10 protein-coding genes are annotated in these 15,963 nt (G+C 42.4%); 2 read left to right on the forward strand and 8 right to left on the reverse strand.

All coding sequences use genetic code 11. The features are described 5' to 3' along the window. Positions 1–101 precede the first annotated feature (101 nt). The 4 genes from E7Z59_RS04235 to E7Z59_RS04250 are packed head-to-tail and all read right to left on the reverse strand — an operon-like array spanning position 102 to position 6,822. Positions 102–1,046: a hypothetical protein gene (locus E7Z59_RS04235; protein ID WP_136335034.1), complete on the reverse strand. Its 945-nt coding sequence runs from the start codon at positions 1,044–1,046 to the stop codon at positions 102–104. 13 nt (positions 1,047–1,059) lie between these two features. Further along, positions 1,060–2,160 (reverse strand): hypothetical protein, encoded by a 1,101-nt coding sequence (locus E7Z59_RS04240; protein WP_136335035.1) that lies wholly within the window; start codon positions 2,158–2,160, stop codon positions 1,060–1,062. 14 nt (positions 2,161–2,174) lie between these two features. After that, entirely contained in the window at positions 2,175–3,680 is a 1,506-nt protein-coding gene (locus tag E7Z59_RS04245) for a RagB/SusD family nutrient uptake outer membrane protein (protein ID WP_136335036.1), read from the reverse strand. Positions 3,681–3,702: 22 nt separating this feature from the next. Beyond that, complete coding sequence (locus E7Z59_RS04250) at positions 3,703–6,822, reverse strand: SusC/RagA family TonB-linked outer membrane protein (RefSeq protein WP_136335037.1); 3,120 nt, start codon at positions 6,820–6,822, stop codon at positions 3,703–3,705. Between the two features lie 489 nt (positions 6,823–7,311). On the opposite strand from E7Z59_RS04250, the gene E7Z59_RS04255 reads away from it, so the two are divergent. Beyond that, on the forward strand, positions 7,312–10,080 hold the full coding sequence (locus tag E7Z59_RS04255) for a helix-turn-helix and ligand-binding sensor domain-containing protein (RefSeq protein ID WP_168731236.1): 2,769 nt from the start codon (positions 7,312–7,314) through the stop codon (positions 10,078–10,080). 29 nt (positions 10,081–10,109) lie between these two features. On the opposite strand, the gene E7Z59_RS04260 is transcribed toward E7Z59_RS04255, so the two are convergent. Further along, on the reverse strand, positions 10,110–11,375 hold the full coding sequence (locus E7Z59_RS04260) for an ADP-ribosylglycohydrolase family protein (RefSeq protein WP_242015576.1): 1,266 nt from the start codon (positions 11,373–11,375) through the stop codon (positions 10,110–10,112). 314 nt (positions 11,376–11,689) lie between these two features. Between E7Z59_RS04260 and bioB the strand changes: the two genes are divergently transcribed. Next, positions 11,690–12,796 (forward strand): biotin synthase BioB, encoded by a 1,107-nt coding sequence (bioB, locus tag E7Z59_RS04265; RefSeq protein WP_136335039.1) that lies wholly within the window; start codon positions 11,690–11,692, stop codon positions 12,794–12,796. A gap of 274 nt (positions 12,797–13,070) precedes the next feature. Here the strand turns inward: bioB and E7Z59_RS04270 are convergent, their stop codons facing one another. From E7Z59_RS04270 to E7Z59_RS04280, 3 genes are all read right to left on the reverse strand, one after another. Continuing rightward, positions 13,071–13,499, reverse strand: a complete 429-nt coding sequence (locus E7Z59_RS04270; protein ID WP_136335512.1) for a regulatory protein RecX — start codon at positions 13,497–13,499, stop codon at positions 13,071–13,073. A 172-nt stretch (positions 13,500–13,671) separates the two neighbouring features. Beyond that, positions 13,672–15,216 carry an Rne/Rng family ribonuclease gene (locus tag E7Z59_RS04275; protein ID WP_136335040.1) on the reverse strand — a complete coding sequence of 515 codons (1,545 nt, stop codon included), beginning with the start codon at positions 15,214–15,216 and terminating at the stop codon, positions 13,672–13,674. Between the two features lie 329 nt (positions 15,217–15,545). After that, a complete protein-coding gene (locus tag E7Z59_RS04280) occupies positions 15,546–15,836 on the reverse strand; it encodes an HU family DNA-binding protein (RefSeq protein WP_136335041.1) in 291 nt (96 codons plus the stop codon). Between the last annotated feature and the right edge of the window lie 127 nt (positions 15,837–15,963).

A 15,963-nucleotide genomic window follows, 5' to 3' on the forward strand; every position in this document is an offset into this window, starting at 1 on the left:
GATCTGCTCGCCATATTTTTAAGGTAACCACCCCAGATCGACAAGCCGATTCAGGGTGGTGTTGAAACTATATGAAAACAATGTTAATCCTTACTTATAACTTACTCCACAGGGGTCAGTTTAAAATACCAGGCGGTCCATGGTTCCCCGGTACCCTGAGATCGGATATATAAATAGTCAGGGGTAACCTCAAGAATCTCATATTCCCGTATCATATGTCCAAAGGCTACAAAAGTGAAGGTGTCATTTGGAACGATACTCGTTCTTGTAGAAAGGGATTCATCTAATATGCTGGAGGATGGTATAAATGAAAAGCTTGAACTACTGTCACTATAGGAATAGCACCCTTCATCTCCGCTTTCTGGTATGTTGGGAATTGCACTTAGATTCCCGGTTTTAGTGAAGGCACCCTCCGGGGTATGAACATCCAGAGTGTATGAATTTGCACCTTCATCATAACCAAAAGTATAAGTGCTGCTGTAGAGACAGTCAGCTACACCGACCTTCTCATTAACTCCTGATGCCCACCAGTTAGGAGTAGTGTAGTCGTCGAAATCCCAGGGTCCAACGCCCATATGTCCGGGAAGCGACGGGTCTACAGCCCAGGTTTTTGAGGCATTATTGGTCAGATTTGTAACAATTTCGGGATCCGGCTGGTATTCAAACCGAACGCTCACTGAAGTACTTGCATTAGAACTGCTGCCTCCAGCTCCGTAGGCCACAACATTCACGGTATAGGTTTCGGTACCAATGGTAGTATACTTTTTAGTAGTCATACCCCCTGGAATGGATTCCATATTGATGCCATCTGATTCATCAAAATCGATTTTATAATTAATGGCATTTTTAGCTGTGATGGTAAATAAGACATCTCCAGATCCGTCTCCATTAGGATTGGATTCATCCTGCCCCACAACTTCTGCGATGATCTGTATGTCAGAAGGACCATTTAGTTCGTCCAGAGTGTAATCTTCGTTGCCATCACATGAGAATAAGGTGCTTAACCCTGCAAGGGCTATGGCGGCATATTTAGATAGTTTATTCATCTCCTTCGTTGTATTAATTAGTTTGGTGTATATTATCAATATAGATCACTTCTCCTGTGCCTTCAGCGCTATCGTTATACCTGAATACATATTGAGTAAACTTCACGTCATCGGGCAGGGCAGCTATCGTGCTGTAGTCAAAGGTGAGCTCTTCCCATTCATTAGCAACGGTGTTAGCCACCTTGAGAACAGCTACTCCATTTTCTACAACGTTATCCACTGCCCATTCCAGCTCGAGGTTAATTTCTTTCCCAACTTCATTGGCGTATACCCAGATCTTGATTTTTTTACCCTGGGATAAATCAAGGGGAGTTTGCAAAGGTGTCCATGTACCACTCCACGTGGCGGCAGCAGTATTCTTAGTGTATTGCCAAACCTTAGCAGAGGTGTTAATACCACCCGGGGCAGGATTGTCAACTATGGCCGTATCAACTCCACCGAAGGTGCCTCCATGAGCGTAGTTTTGATTAAGATCTTCGAAGGTGATCGGTAAGCCGTAGGGATCATAGATCTGTACTTCAATGACCTCCTCTGAGGTGGCAGCACCTCCACTTAAGGCAATTACTCTTACCTGGTATAAACCTGCTGAGGCATAGGTGTGAGCCGGGAGGGTCTCTCCAACACTCAGAGGAGTGCCTTCTTCATTTGGATCATCGCCAAAGAAAACCAGGAATCCATTGGCAAAATCGGCTGTTGCTGAAATGGTGAGGTTATAGGCGTCCTGGCTAGCAGAAATACTGATGTTTTCAGGAGCACGATAAACCATGTCAAGATTGTGAGTGGAGGCCTGGATAGCACCGGTAATGCTTTTGGCCTGGATGTCAATGGTATAATTGCCCTCCGGGTAACTGTGATGAAGACTTTCTCCGGGCTTTAGAGTTACGGCACCGTCTTCTCCATGTCCGGGGTCTACCACAAATTCCAAAACTCCTTCTGCCATTGGGGTAATTTGGACATTTCCGGAATTGTCTTCAGAAATATTTAATACGGCATTCAGTTCTTTTGGAACGGTATTGTGCAGGTTGGCGTCCACATCGTTCAGCGCGTCTTTAGTGCAGGCTGTGCTTGCTGCCAGAAGAAGCAGGCCGCTAAGGTATATCGAAAGTTTTTTCATAGTACTGTGCTTTATTAATTATAACCCGGATTTTGTACCAATTGCGTATTTTCCAGTTCCTTGAATGGAATAGGAAGAATTTCATCCACTCCGGTATCAAAGCCTCTGTCAGATAATGCCTCAGCTGCTTTTCCGGTTCTTACCAGGTCAAAGAATCGATGGCCTTCTCCGGCCAGCTCTTTTCTTCTTTCAAGGGCAATAGCATCAGGAGATACCGGTACCGAGGGCAACCCTACCCGTGCACGAACGGCATCGAGAAGTGCCTGCGCTCGTGCTCCTGTTCCGCCAAGTGCTTCTGCCTCCATCAGATAGGTGTCAGCCAGTCTGATGATGTAAGAATTCTGTCTGTAGTTAAGAACAGCATCACCCGCCCCTGTATGTTCTACAGCTATGGTTGGAGTGAACTTATTCAGGAAGTACCCGGTATCTTCATATCCGGCTATATAATCAACCTCTCCATTTTCTTTCATGGTTTTCAGGTCTAGGATGGTGGCTTCAAATCTGGGGTCGCCCGCCATGATGTCGTAAAACTTTTGAGTGAATACATTAAAGCTCCATCCGGAAGGTATTTCCGGTGCATCTTCACTGATTTTACTGTAACCTCTTGGGCCAACCATCACGTTGAGGGTGTTGCCTTCATCGGCTCCACTTCCCCATATTCCCCAATGACTTTCTCCTTTATTGGTGTGGGCTACTTCCAGAATAGATTCAGAATTGAACTTATTGTCCACAACCCAGAGATCTTCAAAATTACTCAGTAGTTCATATCCATAAGGACTTGGAGTTCCCGGTGTGCCGTTTACCAAAGCAAGTTGGGCAGCCGCCTCACTGTTTTTGCCTTGCTGCAATAAGGCCTTTCCTAATAAGGCTGTTGCTGCTCCTTTGGTAATTCTTCCTGCTTCTGTATCCAGGGGTATAACGTCCGGAAGGTTTGGTATTGCTGCCTTGAGGTCAGCCTCAATGAGTCCGTATATTTCGCCGGGATCTACCTGAGTGATGGTATTATATTGGTCTTGGGTCAGGGGTTCAGTGATAAGAGGAATATTTCTGAAAAGCCGGACAAGATTAAAATAATACAAGGCTCTTAAGGCTTTTACCTCTGCTGTATAACGTGCCTTTAACGCATCACTTACAGGTGCTTCCGGTAATTTTTGGATCATAACATTGGCTCTGAAGATGCCTTCATAGTGATCGTCCCAGTAGCTTGCCCCCACAGTTGTAGAGCTTAAATCATGCGTAGAAAAGCGTTGTAGCTGAATACCATCGGTAGCTCCACCGCCTCCGGCAACATGGTCATCAGATCCTGAATTTAAAAGGGCGACCATATTCTCAAAACCACCGGTGTTTTTGCGTAAAATGTCATATACTGAAACCAGACCCGAGTAAACCTGATCTTCCGTATTGTAATAACTGCTGGATAAGAATTGTCCCTTGGGTTCTACTTCCAGGAAATCGTCTGAACAAGATGATGCCAATGGAAAAAGTAACCCCAGTGCTAGAATATAATTAAGTATTTTCATTGTGTTCTTCTTTTTCTAATTATTAAAACTGTACATCCAGACCAAGCATGAAAGATCGTGCTTGAGGATAATATCCGCGATCAATACCGAGTACATTTCCTCCAATCTCCGGATCGTAACCCGTGTAATTGGTGAAGGTGAGCAGGTTTTCTCCTGTCATGTAGATTCGTAAACGTTCTGCTCCAATAGATTGAATAACACCTACTGGCAGGCTGTAACCGATCTGTAGGTTTTTTAATCTCAGGTAGTCTCCATCCTCGAGAAAGAAGTCAGACATTCTGCTAAAGTTCATGTTTGGATCGGAGTTAGAAAGACGGGGATAATCGTTAGATGTTCCTTCTCCTGTCCATCTGGTGAGGGCTTTGGTTTGGTAGTTGGCATTAAGTATGTCAAGCCTTCGCAAACCCTGAAAGATCTTATTTCCGGCGGCTCCTTGGGTAAACATTGTAAAGTCAAAGCTTTTCCAGTTCATGCTAATGGTCAAACCAAAGGTGTATTTTGGAAGCGGACTACCAAGAAAGACACGATCGTCATTAGTAATGCTTCCATCTCCGTTGGTGTCTTTCCATCTGAAATCTCCCGGAACAGCTCCTGGTTGTATTGGGGTGCCGTCAGCTCCGGTATAATTCATTACCTCTTGCATATTTTGGAAGATGCCATCGGTTTCAAATCCAAAGAAAGAGTTGTATGACTGTCCTACCTGGGTACGTGTTATAGGGCCCATAGCCTGGAAACCAGCGGTGCCGGTGGTAATGAATTCTTTTCCCTGGCCGAGATAGGTAACCTCATTTTCCAGGTAAGAGAAATTACCATTAGCACTAAAATTAAAATCTCCCCATTGATTGCGATATCCTAATTCAACCTCCAAACCACGGTTAACCATGTCTGCTACATTTCCTAACGGACTTCCGGGGGCTCCTACAAAACCTGGTATTTCAACCGCCTGAAGAATTCCCGTAGTAGTTTTGTTAAAATAATCAACGGTTAGGTTCATATACCCCAGGAATCGGGCATCGAAACCGATATTACCCTGAGCGGTTTCTTCCCAGCGTAAGTCCGGATTATCGGGTGCGTTCGGACTGTACCCGGTCACAATGGTAGAGCCGGTGTTGCCGTAGGTATAGTTACGTCCTCCCGAAATAAGAGCCAGATAGCCGAAATCACCTATGCCGTCATTACCGGTGATTCCATAACCACCTCGAATTTTAAAGGTATTGAAAACCTCATTTTCATTCCAAAACCCTTCGTTTGATAAGACCCAACCGAGGGAGAAAGAAGGGAAGGTGCCATACCGTTTGTTAGGGCCGAAGCGGCTGGATCCATCACGTCTTACAATTCCTGTAAAGAGGTATTTTTCATTAAAATCATAGGTTACCCTGGAGAAATAGGAAGTGAGCTTATGTTCAGCTCCGTCCCAGGCGTAAACTGAACGGTCTTCTGTTGGAATGTCAAAATTAAAGGAGGCGTCTTTATAAGAAGTTACGGGGAGATTGAAATACGTGACTCCGGTTCCTTCACTGATACCGTCTACATAGGCACCCTGCCCCAGAAGTACTGAAAAATTGTGCTTTCCTATAGATTGATTATATAAAAGAGTGTTCTCAATGTTCCAGCCAAATCCTCTGTTGGTGTTTCTACTTAGGTTGTTTTGACTATTTGCATTGGATGGGTTTAGATAAAATGCTGGTGTATACCCTTCAAACCCCCAAAAGGACAGCTTTCCTCCAAAAGAAGATTTGAATTTCAGGCCTTTCAATGGATTGGCCTCCAGGTAAGCATTTCCTACCAGGTTGTCAGACCAGCCATATTGGCCCAATCGGGTTTGGACATAGGCGGCAGGATTACTCATTTCCTGGCCCACAAGGGTTGAAATGCCATAAGGGTTGCCATCTGCATCTCTAATAACTCGGGGGTCAGAATAAATATTACTTGCGGCCTCTGCCGGATCAGTAACCACAAACGGGGTAAGAGGGTCTAGGTTAATAGCAGAACTTAAGGGGCCGCCAAATTCACTATTGGTATTTCCAATTCCCGTGGTTTTCTCGTGTGTATACCCGAAACTTTGTCCTAAAGTAAAAATCTTGGAAAGTTTATGAGTTGAGTTAAGTCGAAAGTTCTTTTTGTTGTATTTTGATATTTCCGGTGTTACGATTCCTTCCTGGTCAACAGTTCCGAATGAACTGAAGAAGCTGGAAACATCATTACCTCCTGTAATACTTACTTCATGCAAATATCGGCGCGCATTATTATTAAAGATCACATCCTGCCAGTCGGTTCCCCTGCCTAATATTGATAAGTCAGGATAGAGAATGTCGCCCCCGTCTGCAACAGATTTTTCATTCATGATTGCCCCATATTCGGTGGCATTAAGGAGATTGAGTGTCTTGGAAGGGGAGGATACGCCGGAGTAACCATTATAGTTAACGGTAATTCTGCCTGCACGGCCCTTTTTTGTGGTAATTAGAATAACCCCTGCAGCTGATCTGGCTCCATAAATAGCCAGGGAAGCAGCATCTTTTAAAACCTCAATAGATTCGATGTCTGATTGATTAATAAATCCGATACCGCCAGCATCAACAATAACACCATCTACTACCCAAAGGGGTTCATTCCCTCCGAAAGTATCAAAGGTGGTAATACCACGTACCCTCACGGTCGAATTTGAACCGGGTTGTCCGGAATTGGCAGCAATAACGACCCCGGAAGTACGCCCCTGAAGCACGTTTTCTACCCGGCCGTTATTGGGAACCACCTGAATGTCTTCAGCCTTGATACTTGAAATAGACCCGGTTACCACACTTTTCTTTTGGGTTCCGTAACCTACAACAACCACTTCTTCAAGAGAAGTGTCATCAGCCTGCATAATCACCTCTAAATTCGTGCTGCCGGTTACTTCCACTTCCTGATTTTGAAATCCGATATAGGAAAAGACAAGTACATCACCAATGTCAGCGCTGATAAAAAAATTACCGTCAAAATCGGTAGCGACCCCTTGGTCAGTACCTTTAATGACGATGTTCACTCCGGGTAGGGGAACCTGGTTTTCAGACTCAACCACCTTACCCTGAATTTGAGCTTGCTGAGCGTGTATTATACCTACAACGAACAGCAAGAAACAGGTCAAAAAATATTGAATTTTCATTTATAAATTGGATTTTGGGTTGTTTTAGTTTGTTTAATGCTTTAAGGACATTATCCTGATAAATCAGAATTCATTATTCGAAATCGTTTGAATTTGAGAATTCGATAATTTTAACCATCGAAAATTAAGCTTCCCTTAATATTGAACAGGCTTTTTTATTACTTCACGAATACGCCAGAAAGAAGAATCACACTACGTTTTAGCTACGCATTTACACTTATGAGACTGAAAAACAGGATTGTTATAATGTTAAATTTTAATTAAATTTTAACTATATTTATCTGACCTTAACCCCAGCTATCTCTCATGCATTTCCAGAAATTCCAATCACATAGCCCCTTTATTTCACTCCTCTTCTTAATCTGTTTCCAGACTTTTTATCTCTCCGCACAGGTTAAACAAAATCTTCCGCAACTTTCAGAGCTGAAGCTAAGCAGGGTAGCTTATTATGGGAAATCTGATTTTAAATCTGATGCTCAATTCTGGACCATGGAAGAGATGGATAATGGAATTTTATTGTTTGGAAATAATGAGGGGGTATTGATCTGGGATGGTGCTGAATGGGAGACTGTTGTTTTACCCAATTTTTCTTCTGTACGAAGCCTTGGTCTTGATCATAAAGGCAAAGTTTGGGTTGGAGGATATAATGAGGTCGGTACGCTAGAGAAAGATGACAAAGGTGAGCATCATTTCAAATCGATGACTGCTGAACTCGGTTTAACTGATTCAGATTTAGAGAACTTGTGGCAAATAATCCCTTTTAGAAACTCATTGGTATTGCGATACGATCGCGATTTGGTGGTAATCAAGGATAATATTGCAGCGAGAATTAAAGCGCGAAATTTTCTTTTTCATGCTGAAAAGGTGCACGACAGACTTCTGGTTCAGGATTTGAATCATGGTATTTTTGAACTTAATGAAATTACACTTGAGTTAGAATTGCGTATCAGCGCCAAGGCCATTTATGATCAAAGTGTAAAGGCCATTCTTCCGGGTAAATCTGAACGGGAAGTTGTCTTGATCACCAAGGAAGGAGGATACTTTCAAGCTGATCTTAGCACAGGAAGAGTCTTCAAGGTACTGGAGGTGTTTGATCAGGAGGAAATTGATCAGGTAAACAGGGCCATTCAGCTTCAGAGCGGTAGTTATATTCTCGCCACTCAGGGTAGTAAACTTGTGGAGATCAGACCGGATAATACTGTAAATCGTAACTTTTATTTAAATCCAAAGATAAAAAACCGAACGGTAGAGAATGTTTACCTGGATGAGGAAGGTGATCTTTGGGTTTTGCAAAATCAGGGTATTGACCACATTTCTTTTGATGCCAGTTATACCCAGGTTTTAGATAATATACCTGTTTATGATGTTGCCTTAAATCAAGGTAATATTTACACCGCCACAAATCAGGGAGTGTTTATGTTGTCACTTGATTCTTTGTATACAGGGGTGTCTCAAAAGGTACATAATTTGCCCGGCCAGGCTTGGAGTATCAATAAAATAGATGATCATTTACTGGTTGGTCATAACGACGGCCTGTTTCAGATTCGTGAAGATCGAGCCATCTCCGTTAGCAAGGAAACTGGATTTTGGGGAATTTGCCCTGTACCAGGCAGGGAGGATCTTTACTTGGGTACTACCTACAGTGGGTTTTATAAAGTGCATTATAAAGATGGTGAATTTAGAATTGGAGAACGGGTGTCAGGTTTTGATGAATCTACACGGGACGTTTCCCCTTCTTTGACAGATCCTTTTACTTTTTGGGTGTGTCATGGGTATAAGGGGGTTTTTCGCGTGAAGTTCGACAAGAATTACAGCCGTGTAATATCTACTGAATTCTTTACAGTTTACAATGGCTTGGAGTCACCCTTTAATATCATGCCACGTACTTTTGAAGATCAGTTGATTTTTACAACGAATACCGGTGTATTTACTTTTGATGAAGAGGGACATAAGTTTGTTGAAGACCCCGACCTCAATAAAATTCTAAATCCAAAAAAGAATACTACCCTTCTTAAAAGCGCTTTTGATAAAATATGGTTTGTCAATGGAAATGAATTGGGATATTACCTGAAAGAGGATGCAGATGCATCATTGCACACCATGGCCTTTGCTCCTTTGAGTAACTCCTTTGTGAAATCTATGGAAAGCTTGCTGCCACTAACTAAGGATCTTGTGGCTGTGGGCACCATTAACGGACTTTATCTTTTTGATATCAGGAGTAGGGTTGAGAAATCAGGAGTTATGTCCAAGACAATGATAAATAGGGTGGGATTGGAGAAAAAGAATGGTTATCAGATGTTGCCTCTTAAACCGGAAAAGCCTTTAGTAATTGGCAATAACCCCTTGGGATCTTTAGCTTTTCACGTGGCAAATCCAAAGCTTGGCACCCGGTCAAAAGTGTATTTCAGTCATTTTCTTGAGGGTAGTGATGAGGATTGGTCTGCCTGGAGCAATGACCCTGAAATCACATTTACCGGATTGGATAGTGGAGACTATACTCTGAAGGTAAAAAGCAGGAATGCGGAGGGCGATTTGGGTGAAAGCGTGAGTTATGCATTCGTGTTAAGTCCTGCCTGGTATGAGACTGCTTTTTGGCAGGGTGTTCTTATTCTTTTGTTTACGGGTCTTGTGCTTGGGTTGAGAACTCTGGTGATTAAAAGAATCAGAAAAGAACAGTTGATAGCAGAGAAAAAAGTAAAACATACCAGGAAAATGATGCAGTTGGAAATGGAAAAGTATAAGTTAACTGCAAAGCAAAGAGAGATGGAACGGGAAAAGATTTTTCTCGAGCAGAATGTAATCGATAAAAGCAAAGAGCTCGCTAATTATACCCTGCTTTTAAGTAAACGAAAAGAGCTGTTTAATGAGATCTATAAAGATTTGCAGGAACTTAGATTAAAAGTTCAAAAGCCTGCATCTAAAAAGGCAATTAATTCTGTATTCAGAAAATTGGAAAGTAGTCGCATTGGGGAAAAGTATCTTGAGATTTTTGATGTGAATTTTGAAAGAGTTCACCAGGATTTTTTTTCCCGGTTAAAAAGTATAAATCCTAATCTTTCCAAAAAAGAAGAGCAGTTATGTGCTTTGATAAAAATGGACCTTACCAATAAAGAAATTGCTCCGATCATGAATCTTTCTTTACGGGGAGTGGAATCGGCGCGATACAGGTTAAGAAAGAAGTTAGGGATAACTCATGAAGATGGTTTGCGGGATTTTTTAGAAACCTTTACCCATGCAGATATGGAGAAAAGTCAATAGGATCCCGATAGACTGAACGATTTTAAATTCTATTTTTTGGGGATGTTCCATGGAATTACCCAGGAGTTGGAGCCCTTATCTACTCTTCCGTTAAGTTCTTTAAGGATAGTCATTTCTGTTACCTTGACCCCATTAATGGCCATGTGCCTGAAATTATCAATGGCATAAGGCTCAAAATTTTTCCTTGTTCGGTGAATATTAAACTTGTCTGAAAATGATCTGCCGAAAGCTTTCTCAATGCCATCCTTCCCGTAAATAAACCCTAGCAGGCCTCCCCAGGTCGCGGTCGGGTTGTCTGAATCCCATCCTGCGAGTGTTCCGATTTTAATGGTTTCCGGGAGATTACCCTTTCCGTAAAACAGACTGATAAGGCTTGCAGCAAAATTAATGCCTCCAGCGAAACATCCGTTACAGTATAGGTTTCTGGAAGTTACAGTGTAGCCGTCCATTTGTTGTACCTGATAGCGGTTGTAAACAGAATCTCTGGTGGCTTCCCAGGGTATTCCGGATATGTAGCACGATGCTACAAAATCAAACATCTTCGCCACATATGTGGTGTCAGGTACCTGTGCCCTGGCTATCGTGGCTATTTCCATAATCTGTGATTCAGGCTCCTGGTTTGAAGGCAGTATAGCCAGGGAGTGCATGGTAATGTAGAATTCTGCAATTAGGGCAGCCTCCTTTCTGGCAGTAACTCTTATAGGTAACCAGGCCATCTTCAATGCTGTTTCCGGATGGCCAGGAGCAAAAAGACCGAAGATCTCGGTTGTGAGCTGGGCATCGATCATGTCGAAGTGCGGATTATTCTCTGGGTCACTGGTAGCTGGGGGCAGCATGCCATTTTGCATGAGGTCAAAAGCCTTTTGATTAGATACCCATAAATAATTTTCTTCTTTCTCGTGAATGTGGTGCAGCCAACCTTGTCTTATTTGCTTCGGGGTTAAGTAAGGAGTTTTATGTGTCAAAAGTAGATGTTGGTACATGTACTCCATGTCGGTGTCGTCATCTGCTCCCCAGATCTCTCCTTGTCCCTTAAATACAAAATCAATATTTTTTGATAATTCACTTGGCACTCCCTCTCCCCAGATGCTGGGTTCATCGGGTTGTCCCCATTCATCCCTCGTATAAAATGCCCCGGTTTTAGTATCACCAACGTTCCCTATCTTATCCATTTCGGTAACCAATCCTGTCCAATTCCCGATACACTGCCCCAGCCAAAAGCCGTATAGCTTGTCGGCATAGGCGCTTTTAGATACCCAGAGGCTGTCGCCAATAATGCGGGCGGGCTTGTGCAAGTGATTTTCAGTTTTTGCCACGTGTTGGCCACTAACTTGAAGCGTTAGGAGTATTCCCGTAATAATGATTGACCTGACCAATGTGAAGATTGCATTTTCATTAAAGATAGCGCAAGTAAGATAATATTCATAAACCTTATACGTAGGGGTCTTCTCATTGATCCATAAACTGTATGACAGCAGAGGCTTTATTCTCCCCCCTAATTAATTACAATGCTTTGAGGTGGCCAAGGGCATTTTCTTTATTTTTGTCACAGAGAAAACTAATCAACCCGTGTTGCCCTTTTGAGAATATCGGGCAGAAATAGAAGTATATGGCAGACATAAGATTTAACTGGACCAAGGAGGAGATACTGGAAGTATATAACCAGCCATTGATGGATCTGCTCTATCAGGCGGCCAGCGTTCACAGAAAATATCATGACCCAAATACTGTTCAGGTATCTACCCTGCTGTCTATCAAGACGGGAGGATGTCCTGAAGATTGCGGGTATTGTCCGCAGGCAGCAAGGTACCATACCGATGTTGAAGGAAATGACCTGATGACTGTGCAGCAGGTAAAAGCTCAGGCACTTCGTGCTAAATCATCCGGGAGTTCCAGGGTGTGTATGGGAGCTGCCTGGAGAAACGTTAAGGACGGTCCGGAATTCGATCAGGTGCTTGAAATGGTAAGAACCATTAATAAGCTTGATATGGAAGTGTGCTGTACCCTTGGTATGATCACCGAAAACCAGGCGAAACGTTTGGCAGAAGCAGGATTGTACGCATACAATCATAACCTGGATACCTCTGAAGAGTATTACAAGGAGGTGATCTCTACCCGTGGGTATGAAGATCGTCTGGAGACCATAGACAATGTTCGTAAAACCAATGTTACCGTTTGCAGCGGGGGAATTATAGGAATGGGCGAGTCTGCTGAAGATCGAGCCGGTATGCTGGTAGCTTTAGCCAGTCTGAACCCTCAGCCGGAATCAGTGCCGATCAATGCCCTTGTGGCCGTAGAAGGTACTCCGATGGAAGATCAGAAACCGGTAGAGATCTGGGAGATGATCCGTATGGTAGCTACGACCAGGATCGTAATGCCGGAAACCCAGGTAAGACTTTCTGCCGGACGAACTGAAATGAGTCGTGAAGGACAGGCTATGTGCTTCTTTGCAGGAGCCAATTCGATCTTCGCCGGAGATAAGTTGCTGACGACTCCAAATCCTGATGTAAATGAGGATATGGATATGTTTCGTCAATTGGGCTTGAACCCACAGAAGCCTTTTATAAAGAAAATGCAGCCGCAAACGGTAGAAGCAGAGAATTCTCAATTCCAGGCACTTGGTGAAAAGCCCAAATGGACACGCCCCGGTCATAAGATCGATAGAAATGAAGAGGCAAAGTCAAAAGCGAAAGAGCTAAAAAACGCCGATAAGTAAGTCGGCAAAATAAATAGATCTTAAAATTTTCACGGTCATCTTACAGAAGTAGGGTGACCGTTTTTTTTAGGGATGTAGGGAGGTAGGGAAGTAGGTCTGTTGTACTGTGCTTCAACGAGCTCTATTTCCAAAATTTTAGTTTTGCATAACCGCATAACCGCATAACCGCATAACCGCATAACCGCATAACCGCATAACCGCATAACCGCATAACCGCATAACCGCATAACCGCATAACCGCATAACCGCATAACCGCATAACCGCATAACCTCATTACCCCATAACCTCATTCACCTTCTCATACACCAGGTGAGGTTCCCAGCCCCGGTAGAGCAGGTAGTCTGCGAGTTTCTTTTTTGCCTTAAGTTTATTGGTTTCCCTGATCTGTTTGTGCTTTTTAAGGGCCAGCTCATGAAATGTGTTCAGGTATTCCTTTTCAGGAATTTCTTTTAAGGCTGTTTGAATATTAAACCTGGAGATATCACGAAATTTCAGCTCTCTTACGATCCTGTTCCTGCCCCATTTTTTTACGCGAAACTTTCCTCTTGCAAAGGCCTTGGCAAAACGTTCTTCGTTCAGGTAATTGTGTTTTATGAGGTGAGCAATGATGGTGTCTATAGCCAGGGGTATCATGTTCATAGATCTCAGTTTGGCAATAACCTCTTTATGGCATCGCTCCTGATAGGCGCAGTAATGCTCCATTTTCTGGGTGGCCTCGTCTACGGTATATGATATCTGTGACTTCACCCTGCAAATGTATAAAAAGGCTTGTTACTGGACGCTTCTGTTATGGGAGAAGAAGGGAAGGGTTAATGCAGCAGGTGTTTTTCAAATGGGTATAAACAAAAAAACCACGCCGGAAGGCGTGGTTTTTTTATTTTAATTCTTTTCCGTCTTTGTCTTTAAAACGGTATTCTAAATAAGTGTAAGCATCTCTGGGTAAGACTTTAACCCATTTTTTGTGTTCTAAAAACCATTTAGAACGAACGGATGGAAATCCTTTGGTAACATAGGCTGCAATGAAGGGATGCGCATTAAGTATGATCCCGTTCTTATGGGCCTTGTTGGAAATGATTCGTTCAAGATCGGCGGTCATTTTGTGAATGAGAACAATGGGGGCTTCAACTTCGCCCGCTCCATTAGGATTCTCTTCTCTGGTTTTGATATTAACCTCCGGTCTCACTCTTTGTCTTGTAATCTGTATAAGCCCAAATTTACTTGGGGGCAGTATTTTATGTTTGGCTCTGTCGTCTTTCATTTCTTCCCGCAGATGATCATATAGTTTTCTACGGTTATCAGCAGAGGACATATCGATGAAATCGATCACGATAATACCTCCCATATCGCGAAGTCTGAGTTGCCTGGCTACTTCTTTAGCTGCGATCAGATTTACCTCCAGCGCTGTGTCTTCCTGGTTTTTGGCTTTGTTTGAGCGATTCCCGCTGTTCACGTCTATTACGTGAAGCGCTTCGGTATGCTCAATAACCAGGTAGGCACCCTTACTGGTAGAGACTGTGCGTCCGAAAGAAGTTTTGATCTGACGTTCGATCCCGAATTTTTCGAAGATCGGCACGTTGGAATCATACAGCTTTACAATTGATTCTTTTCCAGGTGCAATTTCTTGCACATAATCTTTAATTTGATAATAAAGCGTTTCATCGTCAACATGGATTCCGGTAAAATCATCGTTAAATACATCTCTTAAAATAGATGCGGCACGATTGAGTTCACTGAGTACCTTTGACGGTAACTTTGCTTTGTAGATTTTCTTGCACATTGCGGTCCATTTGACCAGCAGATTGTTCAAGTCTTTGTCTAGTTCGGCGACTTTTTTGCCATCGGCTACGGTACGTACGATTACTCCGAATCCTTTCGGTTTAATACTTTGTACCAGCCTTTTTAAACGGTCTTTTTCTTCCTTGCTCTCTATCTTTTGTGAAACAGAAACGCGGTCAGAAAAAGGAACCAATACCAGGTATCGTCCAGCTATTGAAAGCTCTGAACTTATCCTGGGTCCTTTTGTAGATATAGGTTCTTTTACGATTTGGACCAATATAGACTGATTGGCCTTGAGTACATCATTGATGCTACCGTTCTTGTCTATATCCTTTTCAAAAGGAAAGCCTTTAAGAGAAAAATCTTTTAATTTACCTGTGCTTACACGTTTAATGAATTTCAGCAAGGACCTCAATTGAGGGCCCAGGTCGTGATAATGAAGGAATGCATCTTTTTCATAACCTACATTAACAAAAGCGGCATTGAGTCCCGATACCGGTTTTCTCACCTTGGCAAGCATGATATCGCCCACCGAGAAGTCGCTGCTTTCCTGATCCTTGTGTAATTCAGTAAGTTTTCCATCCTTTAATATGGCAAAATCAACGTCAGAGGAACCAGATCTTACGATTAATTCTTTATTCACTCTGAATGAATTTATATCTGTCCGGATATCCCGGACCGATGGATTAAACAATCATCTAAAAACCTGAGGTTTTTAAATCTTTTTTGATGTTTGACAGGTTTTAAATTATAACCCGGCAGAATAACCGGCGTGTGGGCCGCTTATTCCTATTTCAAGGAACGAATAGTATAGGATAGTTATACCATTAAAAAAGAAAAAGTAGTTAATCTAACTACTTTTTCTTGTGGCGGTTAGCTCTTCTTCTTTTCTTACGCTTGTGCGTGGCTACCTTATGTCTTTTTCTTTTTTTACCACTTGGCATTGACTAATGAATTTATATTAATACTTATTTACTTTACTTCTACATTGGTTTTTACACCTTCTACGAATACTTTCGCAGGCTTGAATGCAGGGATGTTGTGAGCAGGTATTTTGATAGTAGTATTCTTAGAGATATTTCTTCCTGTCTTTTCAGCTCTTGTCTTGATGATAAAGCTTCCGAAACCTCTCAAATAAACATTATCTCCGCTCTCCAGAGAATTCTTCACTTCCTCCATGAATGATTCAACAGTGGCTTGAACATCACCTTTTTCCATTCCAAGCTTCTCTGAAATCTTCGCTACGATATCTGCTTTTGTCATTTTAGTATTTTTGTTTAAGTGTTATAATTTAGGGGTTGCAAATATATAAATTAATTAGTCAATAAATAAAGTGTAATTGATTAAAATTTAATCAACTAAAGGCAATATAGGAAAAATAATTAGTTCT

Origin of the sequence: Robertkochia marina (assembly GCF_004799345.1) — a bacterium.
GTDB lineage: Bacteria > Bacteroidota > Bacteroidia > Flavobacteriales > Flavobacteriaceae > Robertkochia > Robertkochia marina.